Source organism: Pseudarthrobacter sp. NPDC092419, from assembly GCF_044755045.1.
Taxonomy (GTDB): Bacteria; Actinomycetota; Actinomycetes; order Actinomycetales; family Micrococcaceae; genus Arthrobacter.
On sequence record NZ_JBIVQF010000009.1, the window covers coordinates 150,801 to 169,214 of the forward strand.

Annotated in this window: 16 protein-coding genes and 1 rRNA gene; 4 read left to right on the forward strand and 13 right to left on the reverse strand. The window is 65.2% G+C overall.

Annotated features, from left to right (window positions below; all coding sequences use genetic code 11):
• Positions 1 to 3: 3 nt before the first annotated feature.
• The 6 genes from ACIQC0_RS14385 to ACIQC0_RS14410 form a co-directional block, all read right to left on the reverse strand.
• Positions 4 to 1,077 (reverse strand): glycosidase, encoded by a 1,074-nt coding sequence (locus ACIQC0_RS14385; RefSeq protein ID WP_377214073.1) that lies wholly within the window; start codon positions 1,075 to 1,077, stop codon positions 4 to 6.
• A gap of 3 nt (positions 1,078 to 1,080) precedes the next feature.
• Complete coding sequence (locus ACIQC0_RS14390) at positions 1,081 to 1,953, reverse strand: carbohydrate ABC transporter permease (RefSeq protein ID WP_377214072.1); 873 nt, start codon at positions 1,951 to 1,953, stop codon at positions 1,081 to 1,083.
• A 1-nt stretch (position 1,954) separates the two neighbouring features.
• Entirely contained in the window at positions 1,955 to 2,914 is a 960-nt protein-coding gene (locus ACIQC0_RS14395; protein ID WP_377214071.1) for a carbohydrate ABC transporter permease, read from the reverse strand.
• 11 nt (positions 2,915 to 2,925) lie between these two features.
• Complete coding sequence (locus tag ACIQC0_RS14400) at positions 2,926 to 4,230, reverse strand: extracellular solute-binding protein (RefSeq protein WP_377214070.1); 1,305 nt, start codon at positions 4,228 to 4,230, stop codon at positions 2,926 to 2,928.
• Between the two features lie 16 nt (positions 4,231 to 4,246).
• Positions 4,247 to 5,299, reverse strand: coding sequence for a LacI family DNA-binding transcriptional regulator (locus ACIQC0_RS14405; RefSeq protein WP_400535897.1), 1,053 nt, complete (start codon positions 5,297 to 5,299; stop codon positions 4,247 to 4,249).
• 132 nt (positions 5,300 to 5,431) lie between these two features.
• Complete coding sequence (locus ACIQC0_RS14410) at positions 5,432 to 6,424, reverse strand: LLM class flavin-dependent oxidoreductase (RefSeq protein ID WP_400535900.1); 993 nt, start codon at positions 6,422 to 6,424, stop codon at positions 5,432 to 5,434.
• Positions 6,425 to 6,592: 168 nt separating this feature from the next.
• Between ACIQC0_RS14410 and ACIQC0_RS14415 the strand changes: the two genes are divergently transcribed.
• Positions 6,593 to 7,465: an aldo/keto reductase gene (locus ACIQC0_RS14415; RefSeq protein ID WP_400535903.1), complete on the forward strand. Its 873-nt coding sequence runs from the start codon at positions 6,593 to 6,595 to the stop codon at positions 7,463 to 7,465.
• Between the two features lie 95 nt (positions 7,466 to 7,560).
• On the opposite strand, the gene ACIQC0_RS14420 is transcribed toward ACIQC0_RS14415, so the two are convergent.
• Positions 7,561 to 9,114 (reverse strand): PxKF domain-containing protein, encoded by a 1,554-nt coding sequence (locus ACIQC0_RS14420; protein WP_400535906.1) that lies wholly within the window; start codon positions 9,112 to 9,114, stop codon positions 7,561 to 7,563.
• A 221-nt stretch (positions 9,115 to 9,335) separates the two neighbouring features.
• Here ACIQC0_RS14420 and ACIQC0_RS14425 point away from each other — a divergent pair, with 221 nt between their 5' ends.
• The 3 genes from ACIQC0_RS14425 (at position 9,336) to ACIQC0_RS14435 (ending at position 12,321) form a co-directional block, all read left to right on the forward strand.
• Entirely contained in the window at positions 9,336 to 9,494 is a 159-nt protein-coding gene (locus ACIQC0_RS14425; RefSeq protein ID WP_377214065.1) for a hypothetical protein, read from the forward strand.
• A gap of 9 nt (positions 9,495 to 9,503) precedes the next feature.
• The gene (locus ACIQC0_RS14430; RefSeq protein ID WP_400535910.1) at positions 9,504 to 11,183 is read left to right on the forward strand and encodes a helicase HerA-like domain-containing protein; all 1,680 of its coding nucleotides are present in this window, start codon (positions 9,504 to 9,506) and stop codon (positions 11,181 to 11,183) included.
• 145 nt (positions 11,184 to 11,328) lie between these two features.
• Positions 11,329 to 12,321 carry a hypothetical protein gene (locus ACIQC0_RS14435; RefSeq protein WP_377214063.1) on the forward strand — a complete coding sequence of 331 codons (993 nt, stop codon included), beginning with the start codon at positions 11,329 to 11,331 and terminating at the stop codon, positions 12,319 to 12,321.
• Positions 12,322 to 12,445: 124 nt separating this feature from the next.
• Here the strand turns inward: ACIQC0_RS14435 and ACIQC0_RS14440 are convergent, their stop codons facing one another.
• The 6 genes from ACIQC0_RS14440 to rrf form a co-directional block, all read right to left on the reverse strand.
• The gene (locus ACIQC0_RS14440) at positions 12,446 to 13,051 is read right to left on the reverse strand and encodes an endonuclease domain-containing protein (protein WP_400535913.1); all 606 of its coding nucleotides are present in this window, start codon (positions 13,049 to 13,051) and stop codon (positions 12,446 to 12,448) included.
• Between the two features lie 28 nt (positions 13,052 to 13,079).
• Positions 13,080 to 13,256: a hypothetical protein gene (locus ACIQC0_RS14445; RefSeq protein ID WP_400535916.1), complete on the reverse strand. Its 177-nt coding sequence runs from the start codon at positions 13,254 to 13,256 to the stop codon at positions 13,080 to 13,082.
• 217 nt (positions 13,257 to 13,473) lie between these two features.
• Positions 13,474 to 15,483, reverse strand: coding sequence for an NHL domain-containing thioredoxin family protein (locus ACIQC0_RS14450; protein WP_400535919.1), 2,010 nt, complete (start codon positions 15,481 to 15,483; stop codon positions 13,474 to 13,476).
• Positions 15,483 to 17,654, reverse strand: coding sequence for a cytochrome c oxidase assembly protein (locus tag ACIQC0_RS14455; protein ID WP_400535922.1), 2,172 nt, complete (start codon positions 17,652 to 17,654; stop codon positions 15,483 to 15,485). Before ACIQC0_RS14455 ends, ACIQC0_RS14450 begins: the two co-directional genes overlap by 1 nt.
• Positions 17,655 to 17,766: 112 nt before the next feature.
• Entirely contained in the window at positions 17,767 to 18,054 is a 288-nt protein-coding gene (locus tag ACIQC0_RS14460; RefSeq protein ID WP_009358243.1) for an HU family DNA-binding protein, read from the reverse strand.
• A gap of 270 nt (positions 18,055 to 18,324) precedes the next feature.
• Positions 18,325 to 18,414, reverse strand: a 5S ribosomal RNA gene (gene rrf, locus ACIQC0_RS14465); the annotation flags it as partial.

An 18,414-nucleotide genomic window follows, 5' to 3' on the forward strand; every position in this document is an offset into this window, starting at 1 on the left:
GCGCTAGATCCTTTCCAGCTTGGCGACACCGATTTTGGAGTCCGCCATGCCATAGAACACAAAGAGCTGGTCCCCGATCTTCTCAATGGCTGTAGGGAACACCACGTTCGGCACGATGCCCGAGATTTCATCTTCGGTTTCGGGTGCCAGCAGCGGCTTGTCACTCCGGGCAATAACCTTGGACGGGTCGTCAGCGTCCAGGATCATGGCAGCAGCGGTGTAATTCACGTTCTGCTGCTGGTCGAAGGCTGAAGCGGCCATCTTGCCGGCCACACCGTGGTGGATCAGGAGCCAGCCTTCGTCCACCCGCAAAGGCGCCGGTCCGGCGCCAATCTTAAGTTCCTCGAAGGAAAACTCACTGAGTGCCACCAGGCGGTGCTTGCCCATGTGCACCAGGTTGCTGAGATCACGCTCGACGTCGGCCACGGGCACGTAGGAGATCCAGATGCCGGGGCGGTTATCCGTGACGCCGGCGGGCAGGTGCTCGCCTTCACCGGGACGGATCCAGCCGAGGTCCCACATGGGGCGGTGCAACATGGCGTAGGAGGGGACGCCGTCTGGATCCTTCACCGGTTCCGGGAAGAAGACCGCGTCCTTGTTCGGGAAGAGGTTCAGGTCCATGGACAGATCTGCCTGGTACTCGAAGAAACAGGGGCCCAGGCGTTCCCAGTTCCGGAGGTCCTCCGAATGGGCGAATGCCAAACGCGGACCCAGCGGACCGTAGGCCACGTACGTCATCAGGTGCTTGCCCAGGGACGGAACCCAGGTGGTGCGCGGGTCTTCGGTGCCGGCGTTGTTCATGCCGCGTTCCCACCCTTCGTCCGGCGCCAGCACCACATCTTCACGTACGACGCCGCTCGGCACACCGTCATCATTGATGGTCACTTTGGCGAGGCCCACGCGGGACACGTTGCCTTTGGCCACCAGGCGGGGCAGCAAGTACAGCTCTCCGTCAGGGCCGCGGCCGCTGGCCGGATTAAGGACGCCTTCTGCTTCGAAGTCGTTACCTGGCTCGGGCGCCATGATGACGCCGGCCCGGGTGAGGGTGAAGGGGACGGTGGGAAGTGCTGAAGTCATGGATTAGCCCTTTACGCTGGAACCGATATTGGTGGAAATAAACTGTCGCTGGAAGAAGATGAAGAGTGCGATCGCGGGTGCTGCAAGTACGCAGGCCCCGGCCAGGATCGCGCCGAAGGGGTTGCCCGCCTGGCCGGCGATGTTGGAGATGAAATTGGCCAGGGATACAGCCAGTGGTTGGAGGGACTGGTCCTTCGTGACCAGGAACGGCCACAGGAATTCGTTCCACGGACCGATGAAGGTCAGCAGCACCGCGGTAACGATCGCCGGACGGACCAGCGGGATGGCAATCTGCCACAGGATCCGAAGCTCGGAGGCGCCATCAATCCTGGCAGCTTCGAACAAGGTCGAGGGCAGTTGCAGGAAATACTGGCGGAAGACGAAAACCGCAGTGGAGTTGATGGCGAAGGGCAGGATCATTCCCAGGAAACTGTCTGCCAGCCCGTAGTCGCGGACGATCATCACGTAGAGGGGAATGAGCAGCAGCTGGAACGGGACCATCTGGACCAGGAGCATCATGCCGAATACGAAGCCGCGGCCCCGGAACTGCATCTGCGCCAGGGCGTAGCCCACCAACAGGCCGAAGACCACCGTGAAGAGGATGACTCCGCCGGTGAAGATACCGGAATTGAGCAATCCCTGGAACAGGTTGATCGACCCGTTGATGGCCGCATAGTTTTTTCCGGTGATGTTGGCCGGGTTCGGGAAGGCCCCCGCCACCGACGTATCAGGAGAAGCCTGCAGCGACCCGACCAGCATGTAGTAGAAGGGGAAGAGGAATACGAACGCTCCTAGTCCCAGCAGAAGGAAGCCGCCGAGGCCAAGATTACGCCGTTTCTCCACGCCCGAGTCGGGACGCAGGTTGGTAGCGGACATATCAGCTCTCCTTTCCGCCCACGAGGCGTTTCTGGATGAGGGCGATCAGAAGCACACCGAGCACCAGCACCACGCCCAGTGCGGCCGCGACGTCGGGGTTTCCCTGCAGGATCCCCTTCTGGTACATGATGAACACAGGCGAGGCAGAGGCGCCGTCCGGGCCGCCGCCACCGGTCAACAGGTAGGGCTCGGTAAACAGGTTCGCGCCGGTAATCGTGGCCAAGAGGGTGACCAGAACGCTCGCCGGACGAACGCCTGGAACGGTGATATTCCAGAACTGCACCCATTTGCTGCCGCCGTCCACGGCCGCTGATTCATAGAGTTCATCCGGAATGTTCTGCAGCGCCGCGAGGTACAACAGGATAAAGAAACCTAGCTGTTTCCACGTCACGTACAGCGCTACCGTTGGCATGGCAAGCCACGAGTTGACCAGCCAGGAGGGCGAGGGTGCCAATGGCCCCAACAGGTAATTGACCAGCCCGTGCTGTTGGAACAGGAAGAGCCAGACACCGACGACGGCGACACTCGCCGTCACGTAGGGAACGTAGTAGCTCAGGCGAAAGAAAGTCCGGAACTTCGTCACCCGGTTCAGCGCGTTTGCCAGGAGCAGGGACAATCCCACGGTGAGCGGGACGTTGATGAGCAGGAACACGCCGATGTTCAGGAATGACCGCTGGACAGCTGGGTCAGACAGGATGGTGACGTAGTTGTCCACACCCACGAAGGGCCGTTCCACCTTGACCCGCGGCGCCGTGAAGAAAAAGTCGTGGAAGGAAATGTAGACGGCGTAGCCCAAGGGAAACGCCAGGACACCCAGTACATAAATAACGTAAGGGGCACTGAACAACAGTCCCAGCGGCTGGGCACCAAGGATGCCCTTAAGCTTCCTTGGCCCCAGCCGCCCCGCCCTCGCGTGACCGGATTCCGCGACGGTGGTCCCGTCTTTAGACCGGAGCGACATCGGGGTCAGCGCTACTTTTCAGCTACCAGCTGGTTGATCTTTTCCGCAGCGTCCTTGAACGCAGCGTCGACGCTTTCGTTGCCGAAGATCACTGACTTGGCGTATGCGGTGCGGAAAGTCTGCCAGACTTCGACCGAGTTCGGGACGTTGGGAACCTCCACGGTGCGGGCGGCCTGCTCAGCGAACTGGGTGTAGGCGGGGTTCTTCTCGAAGTAGTCCGCGTAGACCGTGGTCAGGTCCTTTCGCATGGGCATCTGACCGGTCTCCGTCAGCAGCTTGCCGTCCTGCTCCTCGCTGGTGGCAAACTTCATCACCTCCCAGGCGGTGCCCTGGTTTTCGCATGCGGAGTACATTGCAACATTCTTTGCGTCGGAGAATGTGAAGGTATCAGCACCCCCGTCAGCTGCCGGGACGGGAACGGCTCCCCAGTTCAGCTTGTCCTTGTAGGCCGCGATGGCCCAGGGTCCCGCCAACGACATGGCAGCCTTTCCTTCGAGGAATGAATCGCCCTGGTAGACCTCCTTGGACGCGAGCTTCTCGTCATAGAGGGTCTTGAACATGGCGGCAACCTGCTTTCCCTCCTCGCTGTCGAAAGTGGCCTTGCCATCCTCTACGAGCTGTTTGCCATCAGTGTTGGCGGCGTAGAAGGAGTAGAAGTCGAACCAGGCCTGGAAGAAGTCACTGGCGGGCGAGGGCCACAGGGCGTTGGGGGCAGCGCCGGAGGACACAAGCTTCCGGGCAGTTTCCAACAGCTCGTCATAGGTGCCCAGCTTGGGGTTCTCGGGGTCGAGGCCTGCTTTGGCAAAGATGTCCTTGTTGTAGAAAAGGACCACGGGGTTCGACTTCCACGGCATCTGGTAGGTGTTGCCATCGGAGGACTTGTACTGATCGGCGAGATCGCCCGTGCGGTCCTTCATGTACTGCTCGCCGTCAGGGAAATCGTTCAGCGCCACCAGGCCTCCCTGCTTTTGGAACTGGGGCACTGCCACCGGCGCGGTATTGAACACCAGGCAGGGGGCGTTGCCGGCGGTGATCGCAGCTCCGATAACCTCTTCCGAGCTCTTGCCTGCAGGGATCTCCTGCGCCTCGATTTTCTCGTCCGGGTGGGCGGCGTTCCAGGATTCGACCATGGATTTGCCCCACTTCACCTCGAACTCGTTATTTGAGTACCAGATCTTGATGGGACCTTTCGCAGCAGTCACGGAATCACCGCCGCCGCTTTCCCCGCCGCCGCCCCCGCAGCCTGCGAGGCCGGCGCCCATGATGGCGATGGCTGCCAGCGAGAGTACCTGTGTTGTCTTGGTAAAGCGCTTCATTGCGTCTCCTTGGTTTTTAGGGTTCTTGGGAATTCTTGGTGGGCGTTGAGGCGGGCGGTGCCGGACCGGTTGAGCGGCGGACCAGCAGTTTGGGCGCAGGCAGGTGTACGTCATCGCCGGTATGGGACCCGTTGAGCTGGTTCAGCAGAACGCTTGCGGCCTGCCGCCCCCACAACATTGGATCTGCGGAGATCGTCGTCAGTGGAGGGTTCAGGTATTGGGTGAACTCGGCATTGTCGTAACCGGTGATCGAAAGGTCTCCGGGAATATTGATGCCCCGGGACTGCGCGTAGGACTGGCCGGATGTTGCCATCAGGTCGTTCGCGTACACGATGGCAGTGGGCGGCTGAGGCCTGTTGAGCAGTTCCGCAGTGGCCGCAGCCCCTCCGGAGGCCGTGAAATCGGACGATTCGAAGAGATCGACGTCGAGGCCGGCCCTCGCCATCGCGGATTCCCATGCCCGGCGCCGGCTCCGGCCGTGGATGTATTCCTGGCCGCCACCCACATGTCCAATGCGGCTGTGTCCCAGTGCGATCAGATGCTCTACGGCTGCGGCTATGCCATCTGTGTCATCCATGCAGACTGCAGGAAACGGCGATTCCCCATCCGGCCTGTTGAGCGTCACTGCCGGCATCTTAAGTGTCTGCAGCAGCTTGATGCGCGAATCACCATGCCGCACATCCGTGAGGATCACGCCGTCCACCCGTCCGCCGTCGGAGAGTTTGCGGTAGGCGCGCTCTTCGGCTCCAGGCGCCGTGGCAACGCTGAGCACCAAAGTGTAGTCATGTTCGGCAAGCGTGGATTCTATTCCGGCTATGAAGGCCGGGAAGAAGGGGTCCGTACCGAGCAGCTTCGCGTCACGGGCCACCACCAGGCCCAGGGCGTACGCTTTCGCAACGGAAAGGCCCTTTGCCCGCAGGCTGGGCTTCCACCCCAGTTCCTTGGCTACCTGCAGGATGCGCTCGCGAGTGGCGTCGCTGACTCCGGGCTGACCGTTGAGTGCATAAGAAACAGCGCCTTTGCTCACCCCGGCTGCGTGCGCAACGTCGCTGATCGTCACTGCCATCATGAGTCCTTTGCTGTTCAAAACGTCAGTGATGGGCATCACTAAACCGGTTCAGTAAGCTCTACTAAACCGGTTCAGTAGATGCTTGTCAATGCTTTCCGGAAGTGCCTTCTAATAAATCGGGGCGTCGGGATCCTAGGCCCGCACCAGCCCTGCCGCCTGCGCCAGGAGTTCCACGGACCGCAGTCGCGCGGCGGTGCCGGGACTTTGGTGGGCAACGATAAGCTCGTCCGCGTCGGCGTGCCGGCTGAAGCTGTCCAGGTACTCCAGCACCACGTCCGGGGTGCCGACGGCGGAATAGGTCATCATCTGCGAAACATGCTGGCCCTGCGGCGAATCGAGCACCATGTCGGCCTCGTCGTCGGTGAACTCGCGCCCGCCGCCGCCAAAGAACAAGGAAACCCGGGCGCGCTTGGTGGCCCGGAGCATCTCCTGCGCTTCGGACGCCGAGTCGGCGGCGATGACGTTGACGCCGGCGATCACGTGCGGGGCATCCAGCTGGGCAGACGGATGAAACTCGCGCCGGTACAGCGCCACCGCGTCCTGCAGAGCCGCGGGGGCAAAGTGCGAGGCGAATGCGTAGGGCAGGCCCAACTGCGCGGCCAGCCGCGCGCCAAAGAGGGAGGAGCCCAGAATGTAGAGCGGCACGTTCGTTCCCTTGCCGGGGGTGGCTTCCACGCCCTGGATGCGGGTGGGTCCGGTGAGGTAGCCCTGCAGTTCCAGGACGTCCTGCGGGAAGCTGTCGGCTGCCATCGGGTCACGCCGCAGCGCACGCATGGTGTTCTGGTCGCTGCCGGGCGCCCGGCCGAGGCCCAGGTCAATCCGGCCGGGGTGCAGTGTTTCCAGCGTGCCGAACTGCTCAGCGATGGTCAGCGGGGAGTGGTTCGGCAGCATGATGCCGCCGGCACCCAGCCGGATGCTTTCGGTGTGAGCGGCCACGTGGGCAATCAACACGCTTGTAGCCGACGAAGCGATCGACGACATGTTGTGGTGCTCGGCATACCAGACCCGCCGGTACCCCAGTTCCTCGGCGCTCTGGGCCATGGCCACGCTGCCCGCCAGGCTCTCGGCCGCCGTCTGCTCCTTCCCGATGGTCGCCAGGTCGAGGATGGAGAGGGGAAGAGTCACGTCAGGTGCCGGCCTTTCAAACGTCTGCAATGGTTGCGTGCCGGGTCGCGGCGCACACGGAAGGCATAACGACGGCGGCGCGCGGCTTATTTCAGCCAATCGCCGGGATTGTCGTCGCCAGAGGGCGGCACGTGGAATATCGCCGCACCGGGGTGTGTTGCCGCCCACATGAGCCCAAAAACATCCAAGGAACTCGAACTGTCCGCAACGATCGACCTGAAAGACCTCGGAACCGTGCACCGGCTCGGCTTTGGCGCCATGCGCATCACCGGCCCCGGCACCTGGGGCGAGCCCGCGGACCGCGGCGCATCCATCGCCCTGGTGCGCCGCGCCGTCGAACTCGGTGTTGACTTCATCGATACAGCCGATTCCTACGGCCCGAACGTGAGCGAGGAAATCCTCGCCGAGGCCCTCCATCCGTACGGCGACAGGCTGAAGATCGCCACGAAGGTGGGCTTCACCCGGACCGGGCCGAGCAAGTGGATTCCGCTGGGACGGCCGGAGTACCTGCGCCAGCAGGCAGAACTGAGCCTGCGCAAGCTCCGGGTCGAAACCCTGGATTTGTTGCAGCTGCACCGGATCGACCCCTCCGTCGATGCCGACGAACAGTTCGCTGTCCTGCGCGAACTCCAGGACGAGGGCAAGGTCCGCGCGCTGGGCCTGTCCCAGGTCAGCGTGGCCGAGATCGAAGCCGCAAGCCGGCATTTCACCGTGTCCACGGTCCAGAACCGTTACAACCTGACGGACCGCAGCTCGGAGGATGTCCTGCAGTACAGCGAAGCCAACGGCATCGGGTTCATCCCGTGGGCGCCCATTTCCGCCGGTGAGCTCGCGCAGCCTGGCGGACCGGTGGACGCTGCCGCGACGCGCCTCGGCGCCACTCCTTCACAGGTGGCGCTTGCCTGGCTACTGCGCCATTCAGCCGTCATCATGCCAATCCCGGGGACCGCCTCCATGGAGCATCTCGAGGAAAACATGGGCGCCGCGGGCGTAACGCTCGACGACGATACTTACGCGGAGCTTTCGGCAGCCACTTCCTGAGCGGGTCGCCGCAGAAGCGCTGCGCGCGGCCCATGCGTCAGGCGACCCGGCCTTCGCCGGGCCGCCTGACGCATGCTGTTCCTGGCTGCCTGCGTCTACTTCAGCTTGAAGATGGCGCTGGTTGAGGAGCCGTCAGCCGCTTTCATGGTGAGCTGGTAGCAGTTACCGGCTCCCGTAGGCGTCTTCCAGTTGTACACAAACTGGCCGGCAGTCGCGTCGAAGCGGACGGCGGTACTGCCGGCCGCCGCTGTCGTCTCGATGGCATCCGTGGAGGCGTTCTCGGCGCAGACAACGGGGCCCATCGTGAACTTCATGAGGGCGGGGTCAGTGATCTCAGTGCTGCCCGCGAAGACCTCGAATTTTGCCGGTACCGTGCTGCCGCCCTTGACCGTGTTCAGGATGCCGTTCATATCGATCGGTTGGTAAAAGCCCAGGACCGTCCATGCTTTGACCTCGTAGTTCTGCCTAATCGTGGCAGTATTGCCGGCCAGGTCCGTGGCAGTGGCTGTGAGCGTGTGCTCGCCTACCGCGGTGGAGTACCCGGACACTGCACACGGCCCGGCCAGCCCGGAGGTGTCGTCACGGGCAGTGCAGCCCGGGACTGCCGGAGTGGATCCGTAGTAGCTCACCCCCAGGTTCGAGGTGAACCCGAGGTCAGGGGCAGTCCCGTCCTTCTTCAGGCTCACCGCCACGGGGTCTGCGGCGCCTCCACTGCTGCTGGCGGCGCAGGTGTACTCCGTTGATACCTGGTCATCCGGGACGGTCCGGTCTCCGCAGCCGGCCAGGATCAGCGTGCTGGGCGAATCGCCTTCGGTCACCGTCCAATCCAGCGCGACAGCGCTCTTGTACCAGCCGTTGGCACCATCGGGGGTGGCGGGGTTAAGGGTGTAGCTGATCACGGGAGCAGTGGCATCCGTGATGCCATAGGTGACCTTGCTCGCCACGGTGATTCCCCCACCGTCCGTGTAACTGCAGGCTGCTTCTTGCGTCCCGACACCGAACGCGCCGTCCGGGCCTGAAACGACGCCCAGCGTGGCGGGGAAGGAGCTGTTCCCGTCCTCGGTGTCGGTCACCTGGCAGGTGGCGGCCGGAACCGAGCCCTTTGCATAGGAAGCCCCGTTGGCCACGCCGGAGATGGACAGGACCGGCGCCGTGTTGGCGGGTGCAGGCGCGACGACATTCACGCGGAAGGCCGCCGGGGCAAGGTTGAAGGAGTAAGGCGTGGTGTTGCTGACGATACTCACCGTGACGTTGGCGGATCCCGCACCGACGGGAGTGACAGCCAGCGGCTGCGTGAAACCGCACGACGTGAACGTAGTGGTGGCCGGGGATACCGTGGCCACGGACGAATTGCTCGATTCAATTTTCAACGTCAGTGTGGTTGAACCGGTCAGGTTGCACCCATTCTTGCCGTCGCCGTCGGTGGTTGACAGGGCCAGCGTGGCAGCACCCTGTACTCCGCCCACATTCAGAGCCATGATCTCTGCATCCACGTCGATGCTTGAATCCAGGTTGTTGTGGATGTCGTCCGCGAACGCGATACCGCCGCCGGCGAGCACCAGCCCCGCCGCCGCGAGTGCCGCCGCAACCCGAAAACCGCCACGGCCCTGCCGTCCCGCGGCCGCGCCAATGCCCAGCAAATTGTCCATGTGCTTCTCCCTCAACGCCTGCAGGCCACCCTGGCCGCAGAGTAGCTTCACCCTAGGGCCGGGGTCCGCGGGAGCACACGCGTAATCCCCCACCTGAATTTGGGTGGAAGTACTCGATTTTTGGGGCGTTGAGGAAGGGGACTACTTGGTTTGACGCAGCCCCTGGAGCATCACCAGGCCGGCGGCACTGGCCTGCGCTGGCCCCCACCCTGACCCGGCTGATGCTGTCCACCCCCAAGGAATTCGTCCTGCTCCTGGGCGGGATCGCGATGCTGCGGGCACTGCAGCAGGCGTTCGTGACCGCCTTCTCCACCGCTTTCACCCTGGGCGCGAACGCGCGGACCACACGATGCGGTAGAGCCGGCCGCCGGCGCCGCTAAGCTGTGGGCATGGCCGGGAAATCCACAGCAGAGAAGCTTGCAACCCTCCAAAAGGGTTACGCCCTGGAAGGTGCCACCATTGAGCTCGGCGCGGCGGTGGTGGACGGCCAGGTTCACAAGGAGGCGCCGGTCCGCCTGCCGCTCGCCATGATGAACCGCCACGGGCTGGTGGCCGGAGCCACCGGAACGGGCAAGACGGTCACCCTGCACATGATGGCGGAACAGCTCTCCGCTACCGGCGTCCCCGTGTTCCTGGCTGACATCAAGGGCGACCTTTCAGGGCTGGCGACGGCCGCCGTCGGAAATCCCAAACTCAGCGAGCGCACCGAGGGGATCGGCCAGGACTGGGAAGGGCGGACCTTCCCGGTGGAGTTCCTGGCGCTCGGAGGGGACGGCGCCGGCGTTCCCGTCCGGGCCACGGTCACCTCCTTTGGCCCCATCCTCCTGTCCCGGATCATGGAGCTGAACGACACGCAGGAATCCAGCCTGCAGCTGATCTTCCACTTCGCGGACAAGAACGGCCTGGAACTGACCGACCTCAAGGATCTCCGGGCCGTCATCCAGTTCCTCACGTCCGCCGAAGGCAAGGAACAGCTGGCGGAGCTCGGCGGGCTGTCCAAGGCGACGGCCGGAGTGATCCTTCGGGAACTGGTCACGCTCGAAGCCCAGGGTCTCGATTTGTTCTTCGGCGAACCGGAGTTCGACACCGCGGACCTGATGCGCACGTCGCCGGACGGGCGGGGCATCATTACCTGCCTGGAGCTGCCAACCCTCCAGTCCAAGCCGCTGCTCTTCTCCACCTTCCTGATGTGGCTGCTGGCGGACCTTTTCGAGGATCTGCCCGAGGCCGGCGACCTGGATAAACCCAAGCTCGTCTTCTTCCTGGATGAAGCGCACTTGCTCTTCAATGACGCATCCAAGGCCTTCCTGGCCGCGATCACCACCACCGTCCGGCTGATCCGGTCCAAGGGCGTCGGTATCTTCTTCGTCACCCAGACGCCCAAGGACGTTCCCGCTGAAGTCCTGGGGCAGTTGGCCAACCGGGTCCAGCATGCGTTGCGGGCATTTACCCCCGAGGACGCCAAGGCCCTCAAGGCCACGGTGTCCACCTTTCCCCTGAGCGACTACGACCTCGAGGAGACCCTGACGTCGGCGGGCATCGGCGAAGCCGTGGTCACGGTCATGAACGAAAAGGGGGCGCCCACCCCGGTGGCCCATACCCGGCTCCGGGCGCCGGAATCCGTCATGGGTCCCAGCGAGGCGGACGTCGTCCAGGACATCGTGGCCGGTTCGGGCTTGCTTGCGCGCTACGGCACGGCGGTGGACAACCGGTCGGCCTATGAGAAGCTGTCCAAGCAGGCAGCCGGGGCGGGAGCTGCGCCGGATCCGGCGACCGAGGACTCCGCTGCAGACATGGACATCGACGCCGAGGCCCGGCGCATCGAAGAGGACATCCTCGGCCGGCCCAGCAGCAGGCCCGCCCCGCGCGGCCGGCCGGCGCCGGTACCGGACTCCACGCCCCGCTCCCCCTCCGGCCCGGACCGCAGCTCCGCGGACGACCTCGGCGCTGTGCTCGGCGACGCCCTGGGCGGCGGGCTGAAGAGCGTGGCCCGCTCCATCGGAACGCAGCTCGGCCGTGAACTGCTGCGCGGAGTGTTCGGTACTTCCCCGCGGCGCCGCCGCCGCTAGGACTTCCGGTTCCAGCCACCCGGGTGGGCGTGGCCCGCAATGGCTGGCGCCGCCGTCGTACGCCCTGTCCCCGTGGTGCGCAGCACATGTGACGTCGCCCGACAAGGCCGTGCGCACGCTTACCGGTAACGTGGGAAGCGTGCAGATGAGTCAAGCGTTGGTGAGGATCGCGGCCGGTTGGCTGCTGGGCCTCATGCTTGCCGTGGCTGCGGGAGTGGTGGCGGTAGACGTCGTGAACAAGACCGTAGCCAGCCCGCAGCAGCCTGTACGCGAATATCTGGAGGCCCTGCAAAGCGGCGACGGCGGCAGGGCACTGGGGCTCCTGCGGGCCACCGTTCCAGGCGGCAACGCGGCCATGCTGGACGGGACAGCCCTCCAGACGGCGGTCTCGCGGCTGTCCAACATCAGCGTAGGCGACCCCGATCCACGTCCCGGTAACCGCGTCATGGTGCCGCTGGAATACACCATCGACGGCAGCCGGCTCCGCACCGAATTCCTCCTTGAACGCACGGGCACCGAATGGATCTTCTTCGACACCTGGGCGTTTGTCCCCTCGAGGCTGCCCACCGTTGACGTCACCGTTGTCAATTCCAGCGAAGCCACGCTCAACGGCATCCCGGTGAACATGCCGGACGGGCAGAACAGCTTCGCAGTGTTCTATCCCGGCGAGTACGAGGCGTCCCTGAACGGCCGCTACTTTTCCGCCCCCGCCACCCGCGCCACCGTCACCGGCCGCGACGCACCGGTAGCACCGCTGAACCTGCTAACCGAGGCCACGGACCGCCTGAAAAACGAGGTCGCAGCCAAAGTGAAGCAGTACCTGGACAGTTGCGCCGCGGAGGCCAGCAAAGAACAGAAGCTGCAGCCGGACTGCCCGTTCTACTACGCGAGCGACAACCGGGTCCAGGACGGCACCATTAAGTGGAGCATCACCAAGTACCCCGGGGTCTCCATCGAGCCCTTCAACGGCCGCTGGGTGGTTGCCCCGCTGGATGGCAAGGCCCGTGTCCAGGCGCAGCAGCAGGATTCCTTCACCGGCGCCTGGTTCCCCCTGGACGAAGAAGTGGACTTCAGCTTCACCACGCGGCTGGACATCGGCGCGGACACCATCAAGGTCACACCGCTGCTGAGCTTCTAGCACCGGCTGCCCGTGCGTCACGCCGAGCACGCTCTTGGGACTCTCCCAACTACGAGTCCCCGTAATTCCGGGGGTTTCACCCTCTCCTGGTATCAAAAGCATGCTCTGCGTGACGGCCGCTCGATCATCGCCGCCGCGCCAGCACCTGCAGGACCTGGGCAACCATGGCTTCGGGATGGTGCACCACGTCCGGATAGTAGTACCGCAGGGCTGTGTACCCCTGCACCACCGACTCGTTGTTCCGCCGGTGGTCCTTCTGCACCTGATTCCATTCGGCGTGGTGCCGGCCATCCAGTTCCACCACCAGCCAGCCGTCCAGCAGCAGATCGACATGACCCACGCGCTCCAGGTAGACCTGCGCCTGGACCGAAATGCCCGCCTGCCGGAAATAGGTCCGCGCCAGCGTCTCAAGGAGTGAATCCGAGCCCCGGTCCACCCAGTCCAGCACCGCCCTCGCCTTGCCGTTCCTCTTCCCGGGCAGGTGTTGGCGCAGGAAGTCGACGGTGATGTCGCCCCGCACCACGGCGCACTCAACCATCACCAGGGACTCCGCGAAGGACAAGCACCGCAGTGCGTGGACCAGCACGTCGGCAAGCGCCGCTACCAGCCGGAGGGAGGCTGGCGGCAGGAGCAGCCCGGCGTGGTGGACAGCGTTGCCCCGGACGGATTCCCGGCGCCGGTGGTGGACGTGGCGGAGCCCGTTGGGCGGCAGGCACCAGAGGTTGTACATGGGCGCAGCACTTAAGCAGGTCAACAGCTCACGGTTCCGCAGCCAGGTCCGGAGACGCCGCCGGAAGCGCATACAGTCCCCGCGCCGGCTGCAGGACTCCTGCCCGGCCGGCACGTCGCAGGGCGGCGTCGTCAACTCCCATTCGGGCGAGTACCGGCCGGCGCGCTGCTCCGCCACATCGTGCCAGGGCGTTGAAGGCGTCCATGCGGACATGGTGGCTCCGCGCTTCCGGACATGGCAGTGCGAAGAGAGCCTATGTGGAAAACTGCTGGCCGCCGGAGTCGCGTCACGCCGGGCATGCTTTTGGCCGCCGCCGCTAGGCGCAGTCCCGTGAATCCGCGGTTCTTGCCAAGCCTGGTACCCAAGAGGCTGCTGTCCGTGACGCGTGGGCAGCAGCCTGTCAGGGACGCTAAGCCGGCCCGTCAGTCCATGCCGCGCAGGTCCAGCACCAGTTCGGTGTCGCCGTCGCCCTGCAGCACTACGGGGATGCCCCAGTCCTGCTGGTACAGGTGGCATGCCGCGTGGTCCGGGATCTCGCCGTCCTCAGTTTCGGGTCCGTCGCAGGCGGCGGCACGGGCCGTAATGTGCAGCACGCCCTCGGGCACGTCGGCGGACAGTTCCAGCGTGCGCAGCAGTCCCACCGAGGTGCCGCCACCGGAGACCAGCAGCTCCGGCGGGGTTGAGGAGATCTTCAACTGCGTGGGGTCGCCCCAGCGGTCATCCAGCTTCTGCCCGGTGGGCGCCTTGAAGCGGACAGTCAGGTCCAAGGGCCCCGGCGCAACAGGACTCTTGGGCCGCTGGGTCTGGGACGCGCCCTCATCCACCTGCTGCGCTTCCTTGGGAATGGGCACGTACACCAGCTGGTGTTTGTTGGCCTCCACCACTACCAGGAGCGGCTCGGAACCGGCGGACTGGGTGTGGTCCACGATCACGTCCGACGGCTCGGACAGGCCGCGGGCCAGGGTTGATACGGTACCAGCCGCGGGGTCATAGCGGCGCACGGCACCGTTGTAGGTGTCCGCGATGGCCACAGAGCCATCGGGCAGTACAGTGACGCCAAGGGGGTGCTGCAGCCGGGCCTCCGCCGCCGGACCGTCCCGGAAACCGAAGTCGAACAGGCCCTTGCCCACGGCCGACTCCACCGTCACGGTCCGGTCGTCCGCGATCACCAGCTTGCGCAGCGCGGAGGTTTCGGAGTCGGCCACCCAGATGTTGCCGTCGGCGTCCTCGGCCAGGCCGGAGGACTGCGCGAACCATGCCTCGTCCGCGGGCCCGTCCAGCAGGCCTTCGAGGCCGTTGCCGGCCAGGATCGCCACGTCGCCGCTGATGGGGTCGAAACTGAAAATCTGGTGTACGCCGGCCATCGCCACCACCACGGCGTTGAGCTTGCCGGACCACACCACGTCCCACGGCGAGCTCAGAGCGACCTCCAGCGGGTGCCCGCCCAGTTTGCCGGTGACTCCAGCGGCGTGCTCGTCCACGCGCGCCGGACCGGTTTCCAGGAGCCGCTGCACGCCGTTACCGGCCAGTGTCGACGCCTTGCCGTCTTTCAGCGAGAGCCCGCGGAGGCGGTGGTTCACAGAGTCGGCAATGACGACGTCGTATCCCGCCTTTGCTGCCACGTCTTCCGGGAGCAGCACGAGGCCCTGGGGCTCGTTGAACTCCGCAGTGGCTGTCTCGCCGCCGGCAGGGCCGTCAGCGTAGCCCTTAGTGCCCGAACCGTAGGTGGCGAGGACCGTCTGGAAGTCGGTGGCCAGCTCCACGAGCCGGTGATGGCCGGTGTCGGTGACCAGCCACGAACCGTTCGCTGCGGCACTCGCCGCAGCGCCGCCGTCGTGCGCTTCCTCCTGGGCGACGGAACCGCGGCCTGCCGGCAGGAACAGCGCCTTACCGGGGAAACGGAGGGTGCCCGACGTCGGCTCGGGCGCTACGTACGGACCCGAACCGCGGTGGAGGGTCCCCTTGGCCTCGTGCTCGGCGATGAGTTCGGGGATGAGCACGGCCAGGCCGTCCGCGTGGCCCTCGCCGGAAAGGTGCGCCACGATGTATCCCTCGGGGTCGATGACCACGAGGGTCGGCCAGGCGCGGGCGGTGTAGGCCTTCCAGGTGTCCAGCTCTGGGTCGTCCAGCACCGGGTGGTGGATTTCGTAGCGCTCCACCGCGGCGGCCAGGGCAACGGGATCGGCCTCGTGCTCGAACTTGGGCGAGTGGACGCCGACCGTCACCAGGACGTCGGAGTACTGCTCCTCCAGCGGGCGCAGTTCATCGAGGACGTGCAGGCAGTTGATGCAGCAGAACGTCCAGAAGTCGAGGAGCACGATTTTGCCGCGCAGCGCTTCGAGGCCCAGCGTCTTGCCCCCGGTGTTGAGCCAGTTGCGGCCCACCAGTTCGGAGGCGCGGACCCGGGCAGAGGTTCGTACGGTTTCGCTCATCAGCGTCCTTCCAGCTTGTTGCGTTCAGCCAGCCTGGCGTCGCGTTCGGCCAATTTGGCAAACATATCGTTGTAAGCGGCGAGATCGGCGTCGTTATTCCTGTCCGCCGCGCGGTCCACGCGTTTTGTTTCGCGCTGGTCGGACCGGGACCACATGATTGCGACGCCGATCGCCACCAGGAGCGTGGGCACCTCGCCGATTCCCCAGGCCACCGCGCCGCCCATCTGCTGGTCCGCCAGGGCAGAGGGACCCCACTCGCGGCCCAGGTTGCCGAAGTAGTCCGCGGCAAGGAGGTTGGTGCCGCCCATGATGGCCACGCCGAAGAATGCGTGGAAGCCCATGGTGGCCAGCAGCAGGAGCAGTCGCATCGGGAAGGGGGCGCGGCGCGGCAGGGGATCCGTCCCGATCATGCTGAGGACGAAGATGTAGCCCGTCAGCAGGAAGTGCAGGATCATCAGCTCGTGCCCCACGTGCTCCCGCATGGCGAACCCGAAGAGATCCGAGTAGTAGAACAGCACGATGGAGCCGGCAAAGTTGGCTGCGGCGAACAGCGGGTGGGTGACCAGCTGGGAGAACTTCGAGTGGACGAACACCAGCAGCCACTCGCGCGTGCCCCGGGAACCGTCGCCGCGGGCGGGCAAGGCGCGGAGGGCGAGCGTGACGGGGGCGCCCAGGACCAGGAAGATCGGCGCCACCATGGTGAGCGCCATGTGGTCCACCATGTGCGCGGAGAACAGCACGCGACCGTAGACCGACGGCGGCCCGGACGTGATGTACGTCAGCACCAGCAGGCCAATGCCCCAGTTCACGGACCGGAACCACTGCCACTTGTCGCCGCGCCGGCGGACCTTGGCCACGCCCAGGAAGTAGGCAACCAGCCCGAAGAGCGCCACCGAGATCCAGATCCAGTCGAGACGCCACTCGGTGAACCAGCGCTCAGGGGTAAGTTCCGGCGGGAGCTCGTAGCCGGTGAGGATGAAGGCCGGGGAGGCGTCCGGGGCGTAGGTGGTGGGCTCAGGCGGGGCTGAACGGCCAAGCGCGACCGCGATGCCGGACGTGGCTCCCATAAGGAGGAGCTCGGCCAGGAGCAGCTGCCACAGCACGCGGCGTGCCGACAGGGCGGACCCCTGGCGGCTCAGCTGCGGAATGACCCACTGGCGGTGCATGAAGCCGATTCCGGCCAGCACCAGGGCGGCGGCGGCTTTGGCCAGGATCAGTTGGCCGTACGGCGAGCCAACAAGGTCCTGCCATGAGGTGATACGGATGGCAGCATTGATCACGCCGGAAGCAAAGACCAGCGCGAACGCAAAGCCGGCCAGGGTGGAGAACCGCCTGAGCGTAGGCTCGGTGATGTCCGTGTTTTTCCCGGTGAGGATGCCGGAGAGCAGCGCGAGCACGATGACGCCGCCCACCCAGGCGCTGACACCCACCAGGTGCAGGCCAAGGGAGTTGATGGCGCCTTCGTGGTCCGACGAACTCGAGGAGTGGCCGATCAGCGCCGTCGGAACCAGCCCGCAGAGCGCAAGGATCAAGGTCAGCGCGAGGGCGCCCAGGGACCTGACACCGAAGAGCGCCGTCGTAGTGACCGCGGCGATGATGGTGACGGCGAGCCAGGCGCGGCCGGTGTCGATATCCGTCATGAAATAGGTCAGTGCGCTGGTGAACTCGGCGTCGCTGCCCAGGGGCTGGCCGGCGACGTCGGCGTACGTCAGGACCAGAACTGCGACGGCGGACAGCGTCCACGCGGCGCCCGCCGCGGCCGCCACGGTCAGGGCGCGGGTGAAGGCCGGGTGCTCCGGGGCGTCACCTTCGGCGCGGCCTTGCTGCCGCGCAGCGGGGCCTGCAAACCTGGGCAGGATGCCGACGGCGAAGATCAGTCCGCCAATCACAGTGGCCACGGAAACATTGTGGATGGCCTTGCTGATGGGCAGTCCCCACCGGACGAACACCCCGGGATCGGCGACGGACGGTGCAGCTGCGGCTCCGGAAAACAGCAGCGCTGCCACCAGGCCGAGGAACAGTACAGCCAGCCCTGTCAGCTGCCATGGGCCGGAGATACCTACGGCCGAACCGCCAGCCGGTCCCCGGCTGCCAGCGGCAGACTGGCCCGATGCACCGCCGGAGGCAGGCTTTGAGGCTTTGGATCGGGGTTTGGCGGCAGGAGACACCATTCCATTGTCCGCTACTGCCGAGGCCGTCCGCGAATCGGCTTAACGCAGAAAGGAGTGGCAACCAAATGGTTGCCACTCCTTTCGAGAGCCGGCGCGTGGCCCGCGACAAGGACTACTTCTTGTTGGAGACCGCAGCCTTGAGCTTGGAGCCTGCGGTCAGCTTGACGCTGTGGCCAGCGGCAATCTGGATGGTCTCACCCGTCTGGGGGTTGCGGCCGGTGCGTGCTGCACGGTCGGTACGCTCGACGGCGAGCCAGCCCGGGATGGTGATCTTCTCGCCGGCGGCGACAGAAGTCTCGAAAACCTCGAACAGTGCGTCGAGGACGGAGTTCACGGCTGCCTGGCTGGTGCCGGCCTTGCCTGCTACCTCTGCAACAAGTTCACTACGGTTCTTAGCCATTTATGTCCTCCTGGACTGTCATGATTCTGGAGCCTGCATGCGGCATGCGTACAAGCCACTGTTCGAAAACTTACCAGCTTGGACCGTCACGGACCGCAAATTCCGCGTGTTTCCGGCATTTTTTGAGGTTAATCACCGGATTTTGGGGGTTCCGGGCGCCCGGGGGCGGGGTCGGGAGCGCATTCCGGGCGTTCCTGATGGCCTCAGACGGTTCCGCGGGTTAAATGTGGGAGGCCCCAACCGTGTGGTTGGGGCCTCGACCAGGTGTGTGTCCGGCGGTGACCTACTCTCCCACACCCTCCCGGGTGCAGTACCATCGGCGCTGTGGGTCTTAGCTTCCGGGTTCGGAATGGGACCGGG